Annotated in this window: 12 protein-coding genes; 6 read left to right on the top strand and 6 right to left on the bottom strand. The window is 66.3% G+C overall.

Going from position 1 to position 14,053, the window contains the following annotated elements:
- Window position 1: 1 nt before the first annotated feature.
- The gene (gene puuE / locus ACODSM_RS17535) at window positions 2–982 is read right to left on the bottom strand and encodes an allantoinase PuuE (protein WP_488806361.1); all 981 of its coding nucleotides are present in this window, start codon (window positions 980–982) and stop codon (window positions 2–4) included.
- Between the two features lie 13 nt (window positions 983–995).
- On the bottom strand, window positions 996–1,664 hold the full coding sequence (locus ACODSM_RS17530; RefSeq protein ID WP_015012869.1) for a GntR family transcriptional regulator: 669 nt from the start codon (window positions 1,662–1,664) through the stop codon (window positions 996–998).
- Between the two features lie 108 nt (window positions 1,665–1,772).
- Here ACODSM_RS17530 and uraH point away from each other — a divergent pair, with 108 nt between their 5' ends.
- Window positions 1,773–2,123 carry a hydroxyisourate hydrolase gene (uraH, locus tag ACODSM_RS17525; protein WP_015012870.1) on the top strand — a complete coding sequence of 117 codons (351 nt, stop codon included), beginning with the start codon at window positions 1,773–1,775 and terminating at the stop codon, window positions 2,121–2,123.
- A 46-nt stretch (window positions 2,124–2,169) separates the two neighbouring features.
- Here the strand turns inward: uraH and ACODSM_RS17520 are convergent, their stop codons facing one another.
- The gene (locus ACODSM_RS17520; RefSeq protein ID WP_082522390.1) at window positions 2,170–2,718 is read right to left on the bottom strand and encodes a hypothetical protein; all 549 of its coding nucleotides are present in this window, start codon (window positions 2,716–2,718) and stop codon (window positions 2,170–2,172) included.
- 159 nt (window positions 2,719–2,877) lie between these two features.
- Between ACODSM_RS17520 and xdhC the strand changes: the two genes are divergently transcribed.
- On the top strand, window positions 2,878–3,705 hold the full coding sequence (xdhC, locus tag ACODSM_RS17515; protein ID WP_488806360.1) for a xanthine dehydrogenase accessory protein XdhC: 828 nt from the start codon (window positions 2,878–2,880) through the stop codon (window positions 3,703–3,705).
- Window positions 3,706–3,903: 198 nt separating this feature from the next.
- Entirely contained in the window at window positions 3,904–5,148 is a 1,245-nt protein-coding gene (locus ACODSM_RS17510) for a urate hydroxylase PuuD (RefSeq protein ID WP_488806359.1), read from the top strand.
- A gap of 126 nt (window positions 5,149–5,274) precedes the next feature.
- On the opposite strand, the gene ACODSM_RS17505 is transcribed toward ACODSM_RS17510, so the two are convergent.
- Together ACODSM_RS17505 and ACODSM_RS17500 are read right to left on the bottom strand one after the other, a co-directional pair.
- Window positions 5,275–5,775: a type II toxin-antitoxin system VapC family toxin gene (locus tag ACODSM_RS17505; protein WP_488806358.1), complete on the bottom strand. Its 501-nt coding sequence runs from the start codon at window positions 5,773–5,775 to the stop codon at window positions 5,275–5,277.
- Window positions 5,776–6,035: 260 nt separating this feature from the next.
- On the bottom strand, window positions 6,036–7,913 hold the full coding sequence (locus ACODSM_RS17500) for an EAL domain-containing protein (protein WP_488806357.1): 1,878 nt from the start codon (window positions 7,911–7,913) through the stop codon (window positions 6,036–6,038).
- Window positions 7,914–8,014: 101 nt separating this feature from the next.
- On the opposite strand from ACODSM_RS17500, the gene ACODSM_RS17495 reads away from it, so the two are divergent.
- Window positions 8,015–9,370: a glycerate kinase type-2 family protein gene (locus ACODSM_RS17495; RefSeq protein WP_488806356.1), complete on the top strand. Its 1,356-nt coding sequence runs from the start codon at window positions 8,015–8,017 to the stop codon at window positions 9,368–9,370.
- 72 nt (window positions 9,371–9,442) lie between these two features.
- Here ACODSM_RS17495 and ACODSM_RS17490 read toward each other — a convergent pair whose 3' ends face one another.
- Window positions 9,443–10,483 carry a porin gene (locus ACODSM_RS17490; protein WP_488806355.1) on the bottom strand — a complete coding sequence of 347 codons (1,041 nt, stop codon included), beginning with the start codon at window positions 10,481–10,483 and terminating at the stop codon, window positions 9,443–9,445.
- Between the two features lie 291 nt (window positions 10,484–10,774).
- Here ACODSM_RS17490 and ACODSM_RS17485 point away from each other — a divergent pair, with 291 nt between their 5' ends.
- Both ACODSM_RS17485 and ACODSM_RS17480 read left to right on the top strand, forming a co-directional pair.
- A complete protein-coding gene (locus ACODSM_RS17485) occupies window positions 10,775–11,398 on the top strand; it encodes a Crp/Fnr family transcriptional regulator (protein ID WP_060985679.1) in 624 nt (207 codons plus the stop codon).
- 354 nt (window positions 11,399–11,752) lie between these two features.
- Window positions 11,753–13,879, top strand: coding sequence for a sensor domain-containing diguanylate cyclase (locus ACODSM_RS17480; RefSeq protein ID WP_488806354.1), 2,127 nt, complete (start codon window positions 11,753–11,755; stop codon window positions 13,877–13,879).
- Window positions 13,880–14,053 lie beyond the last annotated feature (174 nt).

Genomic DNA, 14,053 nt, shown 5'->3' with positions numbered 1-14,053 from the left:
ATCAGGCCTTTGTGGTGGGGTAGGGGTGCACGGCCTTCCAGTGGCGCGCGATGTCGATACGGCGGGCCACCCACACCTTGTCGTGCTGCGCAATGTGATCCAGAAAGCGCTGCAGCGCCGTGATGCGGCCCGGGCGGCCCAGCAGACGGCAGTGCATGCCAATGCTCATCATCTTGGGCGCGTTATCGCCGGCAGGGTCGCCTTCGGCATACAGCGCGTCGAAGGTGTCCTTCATGTACTGGAAGAACGGGTCGGCGTGCGAGTAGCCCTGGGGCAGCGCAAAGCGCATGTCATTGCAGTCCAGCGTGTAGGGCACGATGAGCTGGGGCACCACGCTACCGTCGGTTTTTTGCACCTTCATCCAGAAGGGCAGGTCGTCGCCGTAGTAGTCGCTGTCGTATTCAAAGCCGCCGTAGTCAGCCACCAGGCGGTGGGTGTTGGGGCTGTCGCGGCCGGTGTACCAGCCCAGACCATGTACATGGTCTTGCGAACTTCCTCTTACGCCCGTCATGCGTTGGATGATGTCCATCGCCTCTTGCATGTGGGCGCGCTCCACCTCTTCGGGGATGTGCTGGTAATGGATCCACTTGAGCCCATGGCACGCAATCTCGTGGCCCAGCTCCACAAAAGCCGCCGTGAGCTCGGGGTGGCGCTGCAGGGCCGTGGACACGCCAAACACCGTGAGGGGCAGTTGGCGCTTTTCAAACTCGCGCAGGATGCGCCACACGCCAGCACGCGAGCCGTATTCATAGATGCCCTCCATGCTCATGTGCCGCTCGGGGTAGCTGGCCGGGTTGAACATTTCGGACAGGAACTGCTCGCTGCCCGCATCGCCATGCAGCACCGCGTTTTCGCCGCCTTCTTCGTAGTTCAGGACGAATTGCACGGCAATGCGCGCGTCACCGGGCCACTGGGCGTGGGGCGGTGTCTTGCCGTAGCCGATGAGGTCGCGGGGGTAGGCCTGGGTGGTGTCGTAGATCATGGTGGGGTGGTTTTCAAGAGGCCAGCGCGGCGGCCAGGTCACTGGCCGGGCGCTTGCGGTCAAAGGTCAGGCTGGCTTCGACATGTTCGAGGTGGCTTTGCATCAGGGCCACTGCGCGCTCCTCGTCGCGCGCGGCCAGGGCCGCCACGATGTCGGCATGCTCCTCGTGCGAGTGCTCGGCCGCGCTGGCCGACTGGTACATCAGCGTGATGAGGGCGCAGCGCGAGATCAGGTCTCCCAGCATCTGCGCCAGCACCTCGTTGCCCATCAGCTCGGCCATGCGCACATGGAAGTCGCCGAGCAACTCGGTACGGGTGCTGGCGTCGTGGGTGCCCATGGCGGCCTTCTCGCTGGCCACGTGGGCGCGCAGGGCCTTGAGCTTGGCGGGCGTCACGCTGCGCACAAAGGCGCGGGTCATCTCGGTCTCCAGCATGCGGCGCACGGCAAACACCTGGCGCGCCTCCTCGACCGAGGGTGTCGCCACAAACGCGCCCCGTGCGGGCTCCAGGGTGACCAGCCGGTTTTGCGCCAGCTGAAACAGCGCCTGCCGCACCAGCGTGCGCGACACGCCAAAGTGGTCGGCCAGCTTTTGCTCGGCCAGCTTGGTGCCGGGTTGCAGGCGGTGTTCTACGATGGCGCGGGTCAGCGCTTCGACGATGGCGCTGGTGGAGGAAGATTCCATGGCTGCATGATACGGTGGATGGTGAAAAGTGTATACACTTTTGGTCTACACACTGCGATCTGGCAATCGTCGCCGATTGGACAGACTCTTACTTCAGGAGATTCCCCCATGGGATTGAGCACCCACGTTCTGGACACCATGAACGGCTGCCCTGCGGCCGGCATGGAAGTGGCCCTGTATTCCACCGACGGCGACAACGCCACCCTCATCAAGCGCCTGGTGCTGAACCATGACGGCCGCACCGATGCGCCGCTGTTCGACAACGCCAGCCTGCGCACCGGCACGTACCGGCTGCGCTTTGATGTGGCGGGCTACTTCAAGGCCCGGGGCGTGCAGCTGCCCGAACCCAATTTTCTGAACCAGGTGAGCCTGGACTTCGGCATTGCGCACGCCGACCAGCACTACCACGTGCCGCTGCTGGTCAGCCCCTGGAGCTATTCGACCTACCGGGGCTCGTAGCAAGCGCTGCCAGAAGGCGGAAGCGGCCTGGCCGCTCAGGGGGGCGCTACAGCTGCCCTTCGGTCAGCGTATCGAGCTGGAAGTGCCCGCTCTTGTCCCACAGCCAGGTCTCGGTGTAGGTGACCTTGCCCATGCGGGCGGGGACTGGGAAGGGGGCCGCAGCGCGCACTGTGCGCTCGATCTCGGTGACCACCTCGGGGGCATGGCGCGGGGCGCGCATCCAGTGCAGGCGGGTGATCTTGCCCGCGCGGTCGATGTCGAGCTGCAGCACGCCGATGGCATACAGCTGCGGCGGCAGCTTGCCTTTGAAGATGCGCTCGCGGTTCAGGCCATACAGGTGCGTGGCGGCATCCTGGCGATAGGCCAGCGGCGTGGCAGCGGCCGAGGGGCGCGCTGACCCGGCGGTGGCGGGCACGGGGCCCTTGACGCCGCTGGCATCGGGGCCGGTGGAGGGGACGCTGTCGGGCGCGGGGGCTGGCGTGGGCTCTGGCGGGGACTTGCAGGCCGAGACCAGCGCCGCACCCACGGCCATGATGCCTGCCAGCAACCAGTGGCTGCGCTTTCCGGTGGAGCGGGGAGAGGGCGTGTCGGGCATGGTGTGAAAGGTTCCTGAGACTGCGGGCACGATAACCCAGCGGCGAAGGTGGTACGTTACAAAATGACGACGGTCGAAATGAGGGCTACAACAGCTGCCTCACCGGAGGGTGAGCCGCTGGCAGAGCCCCGTTTTGCATCCGTCACGAAAAGGATCGCGGTGACAAATTTGCAAATGCTGCTGGACGGCCTGGGGGCCGTGCCAGCCTGCCTGGTGACCGTGGAGTCTACCCAAGGGTCCGTGCCCCGGGAGCCCGGCGCCTGGATGGCCGTGTTCGCCGACCAGCTGGTGGGCACCATCGGCGGCGGGCATCTGGAGCTGCAGGCGATTGCCGAGGCGCGCCGCCGCCTAGCGGGTGGGCCGGTGACGGCGCTTGGGCCGATGCGGTTTGCGCTGGGCCCGGCGCTGGGCCAGTGCTGCGGCGGTGTCGTGCACCTGGGGTTTGAGCTGCTCACGGCGCAAGACGCCCCGGGGCTGGCCCAGCGCCTCACACCCAACCTGCACCCGGTGGCCCTGTTTGGCGGCGGGCACGTGGGCCACGCGCTGGCCCGCGTGCTGGCGCCACTGCCCTTTGCCCTGACCTGGATCGACAGCCGGGACGGCATCTTCCCGCCCGACCCGCCGGAGGGCGTGGTCTGCGAACACTCCGAGCCGGTTCAACTCGCCGTGCCCCGCCTGGCACCCGGCAGCCGCGTGCTGATCATGAGCTTCAGCCACGCCGAGGACCTGGACGTGGTGGCCGCCTGCCTGCGCCGCCAGCGCGAGCAGGGCGACCTGCCCTTCATCGGGCTGATTGGCAGCCAAACCAAATGGGCCACCTTCAGCAACCGCCTGCATGAGCGCGGGTTCGCGCCCGAGGAGCTGGCGCAGGTGACCTGCCCCATCGGCATTCCCGGCATCGGGGGCAAGGAGCCCGAGGTGATTGCCGTGGCCGTGGCAGCGCAGTTGCTGCAGACGCTACCGCCCATGCCAAAGGCCGGGAAATGAGGGTAATTCCGGCCCCGAATGCCCCAGGTTGGGGCTGGAATCGGGAACAATTCCTGCATACACTTTGACGTACCGGTCGCAGCGGTGCCCCGGCCAGCAACCCACTGGCCAAGGTGCGCGACCTCAATGTCTGCTCAGAGCGCCCGCAGTGGTGAGCAGGTTTGCTGTTTGGCGCTAACGCGCCATCAAGGTTGAGATATGGAAAGCTACTTTCTCGACTGGGCCAACCTGCTTTTGCGCTGGGTCCATGTCATTACGGCCATCGCCTGGATCGGCTCGTCGTTCTATTTCGTTTTTCTGGACAGCAGCCTCACGCCGCCCGAGGACGAAGACCTCAAGAAACAAGGCGTGAGCGGCGAGCTCTGGGCCGTGCACGGCGGCGGGTTTTACCACCCCGTCAAGTTCGCGGTGTCGCCCCCGCAGTTGCCCAAACACCTGCACTGGTTCTTCTGGGAGAGCTACAGCACCTGGATCAGCGGGTTTGCGCTGTTCACCGTGTCCTACCTCTACAGCGCCAGCACCTACCTCATCGACAAGTCGCGCATGGACTGGGCGCCCGCCACGGCCATCATGGTGGCGCTGGGCTTCTTTGTGGTGTTCTGGCTGCTGTACGACGCCATCTGCCGCATCTTCGGCCAGCGCAAGAACGGCGACGCCATTGTGGGCGCGCTGGTGCTGGTGCTGGTGTGCGTGGCCTCGTGGCTGGCCTGCCACTGGTTTGCGGGCCGCGCGGCCTTCCTGCTGGTGGGGGCGATGATCGCCACATCCATGAGCGCCAACGTGTTCTTCTGGATCATCCCTGGCCAGCGCACCGTCATCAGCCAGATCAAGGCCGGCCAGCCCGTGGACCCTATCCACGGCAAACGCGGCAAGCAGCGCAGCGTGCACAACACCTATTTCACGCTGCCCGTGCTGTTTGCCATGCTGAGCAACCACTACAGCTTCACCTGGAGCCACCCGCAAAACTGGCTGGTGCTGATCCTGATGATGTTTGCCGGCGCGGCCATCCGCCAGTTCTTCGTGATGCGCCACGGCTACAAGCTGGGCCGCAACGGCAACCCGCTGCCGTATGCGCTGGTCGGCGTGGCTGTGATCGTGGGCGCCATTGTGTGGATGCGCCCCGCACCGATGGCCACCCCCGTGGTGAATGCTCCTGTTTCAGGAGCTGCCAGCGCAGATAAAACCGGCGCTAGCGGCCAAAATGACTTCAAGGCCGTGCAGGCGGTGCTGGAACAGCGCTGCTACATGTGCCACGGCGAGCAGGTGCAGATGAAGAACCTGCGGCTTGATTCGCCCGACAGCGTGAAGCAACACGCCCAGGCCATCTACCAGCAGGCCGTGGTGCAAAAGCTCATGCCCATGAACAACGCCACGGGAATTACCGATGCGGAGCGGGCGCTGATTGGGAAGTGGTTTGAGGCGGGGGCGCCTACGGGGCCTTGAGGGAGTCGAGTGGGGCGGCAGCAAGCGGCGAGGAGCGGTCTCTTCCGGCAGCTAGAAGCGGACGGTCAATGCTGACACTGAGTCGCGAGTGGCAGCTCTCCGACGCTTCTCGGAACTAGCAATAGGTTAGACCTCATTCGGTGGCGTCTCATCAAGCACCGACCAAACGCGCAACCCCTCGGCACGTGCAGCATTGGCCAATTCTCGATCGGCTGTAGTTAAGACCGTCTTTGACTCTCTAGTCAAGCTTGCATAGTTCCCATACTTCAGGCTCGCCAACTGAAGCGCATCTGAATAATCGAGCCCAGTGCGAATCGCTAGCTCGCGAACCAAGGAATAGTAGTCACGATCGTGAAGTGCGATTTCTGGCAACGTCCGTTGCATCCCCGAATACCAAATAGTCAGCTCATGAGCTGCCGCCAAGTACTCATCTCGACTTAGAACTTTGACCCTTCGCCACTTAGTCTTCAGAACACTAAGAGCCTCGTGGAAGCAAAACTCCGTCGTGTAAACGGTTGGCCGTCGATTGAAGTATTCACGAACCGCCGAAGCACCTGGGTCGTTGACGTAAAGTAGAACCAGTGCCGAAGCATCGAAGAACTCGGCGCGAGCAAAGACTGAATTCATGAGGCCTACCGTTTGAGATGAGAGGCATTACCCGGCTTGCTTGGGCATGTCCTCTCAATTGAGGGTGAGAGTGCATTGTCAGGCTCCGGACACTGCGCGGCTTGGACTGCAAGCAAGCGCGTAGCGAGTCAACAGCAGCTTCGGGCCCGAAGCAGACTTGTTTGCCCTAAGCCGTGCGGTGTCAATGACAGCCTGACGTTGAGCCAGAACACCGCTTTCTGCGTCGGCGTTGCGCCCCTTAGACGCGGTCCAAACAGTCCCTACGCCGCCAACACATCCTGCAGCGCCCGCGTCGCAGCCAGCGCCCCCAGGCTCGACTCGGTGAACCCGCCATGCAGTACCACCCCGGTCGCTGCCTGCTTGGCTTCATGCTTGGCCACGGCAGCCAGGTTGGCCACTTCTTCGGCATGCCGAAAGCGCCCGGGCGTGATGCGCACGGCGCCGATGGCCAGCGTGGTGCAAGGAAAGAACCGCTGCACGCCATGCCGGTCCTCGGCATGGATGCCGCCTGCCAGCCGTGCGCTGTCGTCAAACAGCGTGACGGCCTCGCGTGCGAACTCGTCCACGATGTTCTTGCAGCGCTGCAGCCAGTTGCTGCTCTGGAAGATCAGCATGAAGTCGTCCCCGCCCACATGGCCCACAAAGTCGCTGCGTGCGTCGCAGTGTGCCGTGGCCAGGCGCGCCACCAGCCGGATCATCTGGTCGCCGCGCCAGTAGCCGTAGTGGTCGTTGAAGGGCTTGAAGTTGTTCAGGTCCGCATAGCAGGCCACAAACTCGGTGCCGCTTTCCAGCAAGCGCTGGATGTGCAGGCTGATGGGGATGTTGCCTGGCAAAAAGGTGAGCGGATTGGCGTGGCGCGCGGCCTCGATGCGGGTTTCGGTCACGGCGCGCACCAGCTGGTCGCCGGTGCCCAGGCCCAGGTAGCGGCCGTTGTCGGTGACGATGTAGCCGTCGCTCAGGTAGCGTTGGTCCTGCGACGTGAGGATGCCCACGAGCTGGTCCACATCGCAGTCAAGCTCTACCACGCGCGGCGCCAGGTTGGCAAACGCCAGGCAGGACTTGCGGCCATGCACCTCGCGGAAGTACGGCGTGGCGTAGTGGTTCATGAACTGCTGGCGGTTGATGAGGGCCACGGGGCGCGACCCGTCCACAACCGCCAGCGCGTGCAGGTCCGTGTGCTGGCGGAACAGGGCGGCCACGGCATCGTTGTTGGTGGCGGGCGCTGCGGTGGGTGCCTGCACCACCAGCAGGCTGCGCAGGATGCCTGGGCGCGCGGTTTGCCCCAGGTGCGGCAGCACGGCCACGCGGCGGTCGTGCATCACCTCCAGCGCAGCGTCGTCCACCGCCTCGCGCGGCGCCATGGCCGGGCGGCCCAGCAGCCAGCCTTGGCCCAGGGGGATGTCCAAGTCGCGCAGCGCGCGCAGGTCGTCGCGGGTTTCGATGCCTTCGGCGATGAGCTGGGTGCCGAACACGTCGGCAATGCCCTTGATGGCCTGCAGCATCTGCAGGTTTTCGGGGTGGTCGCTGATGTCGCGGATGAAGTATTTGTCGATCTTCACGAAGTCGGGTTTGACCTCGGACCACAGCCGCAGGCTGGAGCGGCCGTCGCCAAAGTCGTCCAGCGCCAGCCGCGCGCCGCAGGCGTGTACGGCCTTGATGGCCTGGCGCAGCAGGGGCATGTCGGTCACGCGTTCGTGTTCGGTGATTTCCAGCACCAGCATGCGGGCGCTCAGGCCCAGGCTGCGCACGGTGTTGCCCAGCTCGGTAGCGCCGATCAGCTGGACCCCATGCACCAGCGCGTCGGCGCTGATGTTCACAAACAGCCGGCCCGGCGCGTCGTGTAGCCCCCATTGCTCCATGGCGGTGTAAACGCACAGCAGCTCAAAGTCCTGCAGAATGCCCTCGTGCCGGGCCAGCTCCAGCAGTTTGTCAGGGGTGTGCAAGGGGGTGTTCTGGGGGCCACGTATCAGCGCCTCATGCGCGTACACCTGGCCCTCGCGCAGGTCGGCCAGGGGCTGGAACACGCTGTACAGCCCGCCTTCGCGCATCAGCCGCGCCAGGGGGCCGGTGCCCTGGCGGGCGGCGGGCGACAGCAGTGCCATCATCGCCTCCAGTCGGCTCCATGGGGTGTTGTGCATGGCTGTTGTGGGTCCCTGAGCAAGGGTGCCGACGATACCGGCGGCGTGTGACAACCTGGTTACAGCCGGGTGACCCGCCCCGCCGCTGCACAATGCGCGGCATGCACCCAGAAACCCAGCCAGCCAGCCCCTCCCTGCCGGATTACCGCACCCACCCCCGCGCCTTTCTGAAGGCCTTGTTTGATGCCGCCGTGCACAGCGCACAACCCCTGCACGGCATGCGCCAGTGGCTGCCCCAGCCGCCCAGCCGCGAGAGCGGGGGCCGTACCCTGGTGCTGGGCGCGGGCAAGGCGGGCGGCGCCATGGCGCAGGCGCTGGAGGCCCTGTGGCCGCAGGACGCGCCCCTCTCGGGCCTGGTGGTCACGCGCTACGGGCATGTGCCGCCCCGGCCTGCGGACGTGCCCCAGCGCATCGAGGTGGTGGAGGCCGCGCACCCTGTGCCCGATGCGGCCGGGCTGGCCGCAGCGCAGCGCATTCTGGATCTGACCCAGGGGCTGACGGAGCACGACCTGGTGCTGTGCCTGATCTCGGGCGGGGGCTCGTCCCTGCTGACCTTGCCCTGCGACGGGGTGACTCTGGAAGACAAGCAGCGCATCAACCGCGCCCTGCTCGACAGCGGCGCCCACATTGGCGAGATGAACTGCGTGCGCAAGCACCTCTCGCGCATCAAGGGCGGGCGCCTTGCGGCGGCCTGCGCGCCGGCGCGCGTGGTCACGCTCACCATCAGCGACGTGCCGGGCGACGACCCGTCGGTGATTGCCAGCGGCCCCACCGTGCCGGACGCGACCACCTGCGCCGATGCGCTGGCCATTCTGGCGCGCTACGGCATCGAGGTGCCCCCGGCCATCCGCACCGCGCTGGAGGCCAGCCGCCTGGAGACGCCCAAACCCGGCGACGCGCGTTTTGCCGGCCATGCGGTGCACATGATTGCCACGCCCCAGCAGGCGCTGGAGGCCGCCGCCGCGCTGGCCCGTTTGGCGGGGCTGCCTGCGCATGTGCTGTCGGACGAGATGGAGGGAGAGTCGCGCGAGGTGGGCAAGGTGCATGCGGCACTGGCCCGCGCGGTGGCGCGGCGTGGCCAGCCGTTTGCGGCGCCATGTGTGATCCTGTCGGGGGGCGAGACCACCGTCACCGTGCGTCCACGTGCGCCCGGCGTGCCCCGGGGGCGGGGCGGGCGTGCGGGGGAGTTTTGCCTGGGCCTGGCGCAGGCGCTGCAGGGCGAGCCCGCCGTGTGGGCGCTGGCGGCCGACACCGACGGCATCGACGGCAGCGAAGACAACGCGGGGGCCTTTGTGTGTCCCGACACGCTGGCGCGTGCAGGCGCAGAGGGCCTGCGCATCGACGACCACTTGGCGCGCAACGACGCCTGGGGATTTTTTGCGGGGTTGGACGACCTGCTGGTCACCGGCCCCACGCACACCAACGTGAACGATTTCCGGGTGCTACTAATTTTGTAGCTGCTCAGACATATTGCACTAGCGCCTGGGGCTGCTGGGGCTTGAAAATGGCCCAGGCGCTGCGTGCAGCCGTCAGAACCGGTGGCGGATGCCCACGCCGAAGCTGTTGCCCTTGGTCTGGTTGGTGATGCGGTCGTTCATGGCCATCACGTACACGTCGGTGCGCTTGGACAGGAAGTAGTCATACCCCACGGTGAAGGTCTTGCGCGAGATGTCGGTGGCCGTCATCTTGGTCTGCGCCCACGATGCCAGCACCTTGCCGGTGGCGCCTGCGGGCACCGACACGCCCAGCTGCGTGGTCTTGGCCTTGTTGGTGGTGTTGTCGGCCTTGGCCTGGCCGTAGCTGGCAAAGGCCTTCACCACGGCAAAGTCATACGCGCCGCCCAGCATCCAGTCGGTCTTGGTGGTGCCCAGGTAGGTGCTGGGCACGGCGGGGTTGCTCATCTGGTCACGCTCGTAAAAGCCGGTGAGGGTGATGGGGCCGTTGAAGTACAGCGCGTTGATGCCCACGTTCTTCTTGCTGCTGTCGCCCGCGACCTCGCCAAACTGGTAGTGCAGGTTGGCGGTCAGGCCGCCCAGGTTGGGCGTGCTGTAGATGATTTCGTTGGACCAGCCGGTGTCGGACGGCGTGGTGGAACCCCAGCCCGTGCCGTTGAACAGGGGCACGTTCATGTGCAGGATCAGCGGCGCAAAGGTGAACGAGTCGCCCAGCGGGTTCGACAGGATCGACGGCAGGAAGTTGGGCGCCAGGCCGCGTCCCACGGTCACGGTGCCCCAGCTGTCGCTCAGGCCCACGTTGGCATCGCGCGAGAAGAAGGTGTCGTTGGCAAAGCGGCCCTGGATCCCGCTGTCTACCTTGATGAACGAGGTGAGTGCAAAGTTGGCCCGGAGCCCGCCGCCCAGGTCTTCAGTGCCCTTGACGCCGAACCACGACGTGGTCATGCCGCCGCTGTTGACGACCTTGCTGCTGCCGGCATCACCGGCGTTTTTCATGGAGCCCACAAACACATCGGTCAGGCCCATCAGCTGGACGGAGCTCTGGGCGTGGGCCCCGGTGGCACACAGCAGGGCGCCACCAAGCGATAGAGACAGTGCAATCAGGTTTTTCTTCATGGAGTGATTCCTGGGGAAAAAAGCGCCGGAGGGCCGGCGGGGCAAAGGAGACGCGGCCCCTGTTGCACCGTGGTGCAGGGCGGGGCCCGCCGGTAGGGCTTCGCAAGTTCCATGCCCTGGTGCAACACCTGTTTACATCCCTGCCAAGCGCTCTCAGCGCGTATCCATGCACGTTGCTGGCGCAGTTTTCGTGTGTTTTGGCGCAAACCTGGGGCGCGCGGGGCGGGCGACATGGTGCGGTTTTGATGTGGCTCAATGCCGCAGGCGCAGCCGCACGGCACAGTGGCTTCCATGCTGCCACCTAACCTTTTTTCTCTGCCCGCTGACACCGAGGTCATCGCTCCCGGCGAAGTGCTGCGCAGGCGCAATGAGGTGCTGACGACGGTGTTGCACCTCGAAAGCGGCCGTGTGCTGCGCGGCGTGCTGGACGACGGTTTCCTGCGCCACCAGCTCGGTGCTGTCGAGGGGCCGTTCTGGCTTGATGCCGCGTCGGCCTTGCTGGGCCTGCCTTTGCCGGTGGACATGGTGGCCGACACCCGCGTGCATGTGCGGCGCGTGCCCATTGAGGCGTTCCAGCGCAGCCTGGCCGCCATGCCGGCGGGCGCGCGGGGCCTGCTGCTGGACATGGCCCAGGGCTACCGGCAACAGTCTGAACTGGCGGTAAGCCGTCTCGCGCAGGATGCCGAATCGCGCTGCGCACAGTGGCTGCTGAACCATGCCCAGCCTGACCACAGCGGCGCCATGCAGGTTACCCTGCACCAGCGCAAACGCCTCATCGCCGCCCAGCTGGGTATTGCGCCCGAAACCTTCTCGCGCGTGCTGCGTCACCTGCGCGAACTGGGCCTGATCCACGGCACCGGCAATGTGCTGGCACTGCCCCAGCCCCGGGCCTTGCAGTCGATGGCGGGCTGCTGACGCCGCTTGGTGGAGGCTCAGCAGCGGCCAACCGGCCGCTTGCTCCTGAGCGCTGTCACAGGCTTGTGCTCCGTTGCATTTCCTGACAAACCGGCACCTCTGAGGCGATGGGCCCGGAGGAGGCTCTTCTGCGCGGCGATACGCGCTTGCACCGCGCTGCACGGCCCTTGCCGCGTCTTCTTTTCATACCCTCCGTACCCCGGCGGGCTCAGGGTTTTTCCTTGGCTTTACCCAAGGGTTCCACCCAAGCCCCGGGGCACAGGCCCTGCGTATATTTGTTGGGACATGTCTGCTGCGACCCGTCCCCATGCCGAACTTTGAGCGTGCCCATCAGCCCGCAGGGGGGAAGCGTCCATGACGCCGCCGCCCGGCCCCCAGGCTGCCCCGGACCCTGCGCCGGGCTGGCTGGTGCCCGGCGCCCTGGTGCTGCGGCTGATGCTGGTGGCTGCGCTGGCGGTGGCGCTGTCGGGGGCGGTGGCCGCCTGGCTGGTCACACGGGCCTCCGGGCAGGAGGCCATGCGCCGGGTGGTGAGCCAGCAGACCGACGAGGTCGAGGTGGTGGCCCGGTTGCTGGCCAGCAAGATCGAACAAAGCCAGAAGGTGCTGCGCACCGTGGCCGCAGGCATCACACCGGCGATGCTGGAGTCACCCTCGTCGCTGGAATGGCTGCTGCAGCAGGGCCTGCCTGCGGTGCAGTTCTTCGACACCATGCAGGTCGCCCGCGACAACGGCGAACTGCGCCTGAATTTGCGCGCCGGTCAGATCGAAAAGGCTGCGGACCTGGACCCCACCGAACGCGATGCCCTGCGCCGCACCCTGGTGGATGGCAAGCCCCTGGTGTCCGAGCTGATCGCCGGCCGCAGGGGCGAGGCGCGGGTCATGTTCACCATGCCGCTGCACCGCGAAGACGGCACAGTGGTGGGTGTGGTGGCAGGGGCGTTGCGCCTGCAATCCCAAAGCCTGCTGCCACCTTCGATGACGCTGCCTGCGCGCGATGACTCGCAGCTCATCGTCTTCACCCGCGACGGCACCATCCTGTCGCACTCCGACCCCACCCGCGTGCTGGGCCAGGTGCGTGACGAAGTGGGCCTGGCCCCGGTGTACACGCGCTGGCAAAGCCAGGCCCAGCCGGTGGTGGGGCGGGGCATGACCCATGTGCAGTCCGACCACATCGTGAGCATGGCGGGCATGCCGCTGCCGCAGTGGATCGTGGCGCGCGTGAGCCAGTCGCAGGCGCTGCTGGCACCGCTGCGCGGCGCCCAGCGCGAAGCCTGGTGGCTGGCGGTGGCCAGCATGGTGCTGTGCATGTTGCTGGCCGTGGCGCTTATGGGCTGGATGGCGCAGCCACTGGCGCAGCTGACCTTCAAGGCGCGCCAGCTGCTCCGGACCAGCGCGCGCCAGCAGCCCGCAGAAGCGGTGGACTGGCCCCGCGCGGGCGGTGAGGTGGGTGAGCTGGTGCGCGTGTTCCAGGGCCTGGTGCAACAGGGCAGCTTGCAGCAGTCGCGCAAGGACACGGTGGTTGGCCAGTTCCAGGCCGTGCTGGACAGTGCCCCCGTGGGTATCGTCATCACCCGCCACGGCATGCTGGAGGTGGCGAGCCACCAGGCCTGCGTGATGCTGGGTTACACCGCGCAGGAGCTGCAGGGCCGCCCCGCGCGCATCCTGTACGCCAGCGACGCCGACTATGCCCAGGTGGGCGACCGCGTGCGCGCCGAGGTGGCGGCGCATGGTGCGTTCGATGGCGACATCTGCTTTATGCGCAAGGACGGCAGCCCCGTGTGGGCCCGCGTGCAGGGCCGGGGCGTGCGCCCCGAGGAGGTGCACGGTGGCACCGTGTGGATTCTGGAAGACATCACCGCCGCGCGCGAGGCCCAGGTGCAGCAGTCCTGGGGCCGCGCGCACGATGCGCTGACGCAGCTGTACAACCGCGCCGCGTTCGACGAGCGCCTGGGCCAGCTGATGGCCGAGCGGTCGGCCCGCCAGCGCGCTGTGGTGCCCGCCGCCGATGAGGAGGGTGGAGACACCCAGGGCGATGGTGTGGTGCTGTTCCTCGACCTGGACCATTTCACCGTGGTCAACGACATTGCGGGCCACGACGCGGGCGACGATGTGCTGCGCCATGTGGCCCGGCTGCTGGAGTCCCATGTGCGCCAGATTGGCTGGGCAGCGCGGCTGGGGGGCGATGAGTTTGCGGTGGTGTTGCCCGGCTGTGCACTGGCACGCGGCCAGGCCGTGGCCGAGCAGTTGCGTGCGGCTGTGCATGCGTGGGAGCCGTCGTACCAGGGGCGCAGTTTTACGTTGGGGGTGAGTATCGGGCTGGTGGTGCTCGATGCCAGCTTGCAGGATGTGCCGTCGGTGCTGTACGCGGCGGACATGGCTTGTTATGACGCCAAGCGGGCGGGGCGCAACCGGGTGGAGACGCGGCATGCGAGGGATGTGTCGGTGACTTCTTCGGGAAGAATGGCTTTGGGGCCTGTTTGAGGGCTTTGGGGTTGGATGCGTTAGTGGGATATGCGGTGATAGCTATTGATTTTGTAGTGTTGGTTCTTGTGCGCTGATTGGGTGGCGTGCCTTTGTTGAGGGCGGAGGCCGGGAGTCGCCCCGGCGTGCGAGTAACTTTCTTTTGCTTCGCCAAAAGAAAGTCACCAAAGAAAA

Source organism: Acidovorax sp. FG42 (assembly GCF_057809195.1).
The sequence above is the reverse complement of the archived record's forward strand: the minus strand, read 5'-3'. Positions and strand labels throughout refer to the sequence as shown.

What these genes read in the sequence shown, in the direction of transcription:
- puuE (WP_488806361.1), bottom strand. Translation starts at nt 982, where the DNA reads ATGATCTACGACACCACCCAGGCCTACCCCCGCGACCTCATCGGCTAC.
- ACODSM_RS17530 (WP_015012869.1), bottom strand. Translation starts at nt 1,664, where the DNA reads ATGGAATCTTCCTCCACCAGCGCCATCGTCGAAGCGCTGACCCGCGCC.
- uraH (WP_015012870.1), top strand. Translation starts at nt 1,773, where the DNA reads ATGGGATTGAGCACCCACGTTCTGGACACCATGAACGGCTGCCCTGCG.
- ACODSM_RS17520 (WP_082522390.1), bottom strand. Translation starts at nt 2,718, where the DNA reads ATGCCCGACACGCCCTCTCCCCGCTCCACCGGAAAGCGCAGCCACTGG.
- ACODSM_RS17510 (WP_488806359.1), top strand. Translation starts at nt 3,904, where the DNA reads ATGGAAAGCTACTTTCTCGACTGGGCCAACCTGCTTTTGCGCTGGGTC.
- ACODSM_RS17505 (WP_488806358.1), bottom strand. Translation starts at nt 5,775, where the DNA reads ATGAATTCAGTCTTTGCTCGCGCCGAGTTCTTCGATGCTTCGGCACTG.
- ACODSM_RS17500 (WP_488806357.1), bottom strand. Translation starts at nt 7,913, where the DNA reads ATGCACAACACCCCATGGAGCCGACTGGAGGCGATGATGGCACTGCTG.
- ACODSM_RS17495 (WP_488806356.1), top strand. Translation starts at nt 8,015, where the DNA reads ATGCACCCAGAAACCCAGCCAGCCAGCCCCTCCCTGCCGGATTACCGC.
- ACODSM_RS17490 (WP_488806355.1), bottom strand. Translation starts at nt 10,483, where the DNA reads ATGAAGAAAAACCTGATTGCACTGTCTCTATCGCTTGGTGGCGCCCTG.
- ACODSM_RS17485 (WP_060985679.1), top strand. Translation starts at nt 10,775, where the DNA reads ATGCTGCCACCTAACCTTTTTTCTCTGCCCGCTGACACCGAGGTCATC.
- ACODSM_RS17480 (WP_488806354.1), top strand. Translation starts at nt 11,753, where the DNA reads ATGACGCCGCCGCCCGGCCCCCAGGCTGCCCCGGACCCTGCGCCGGGC.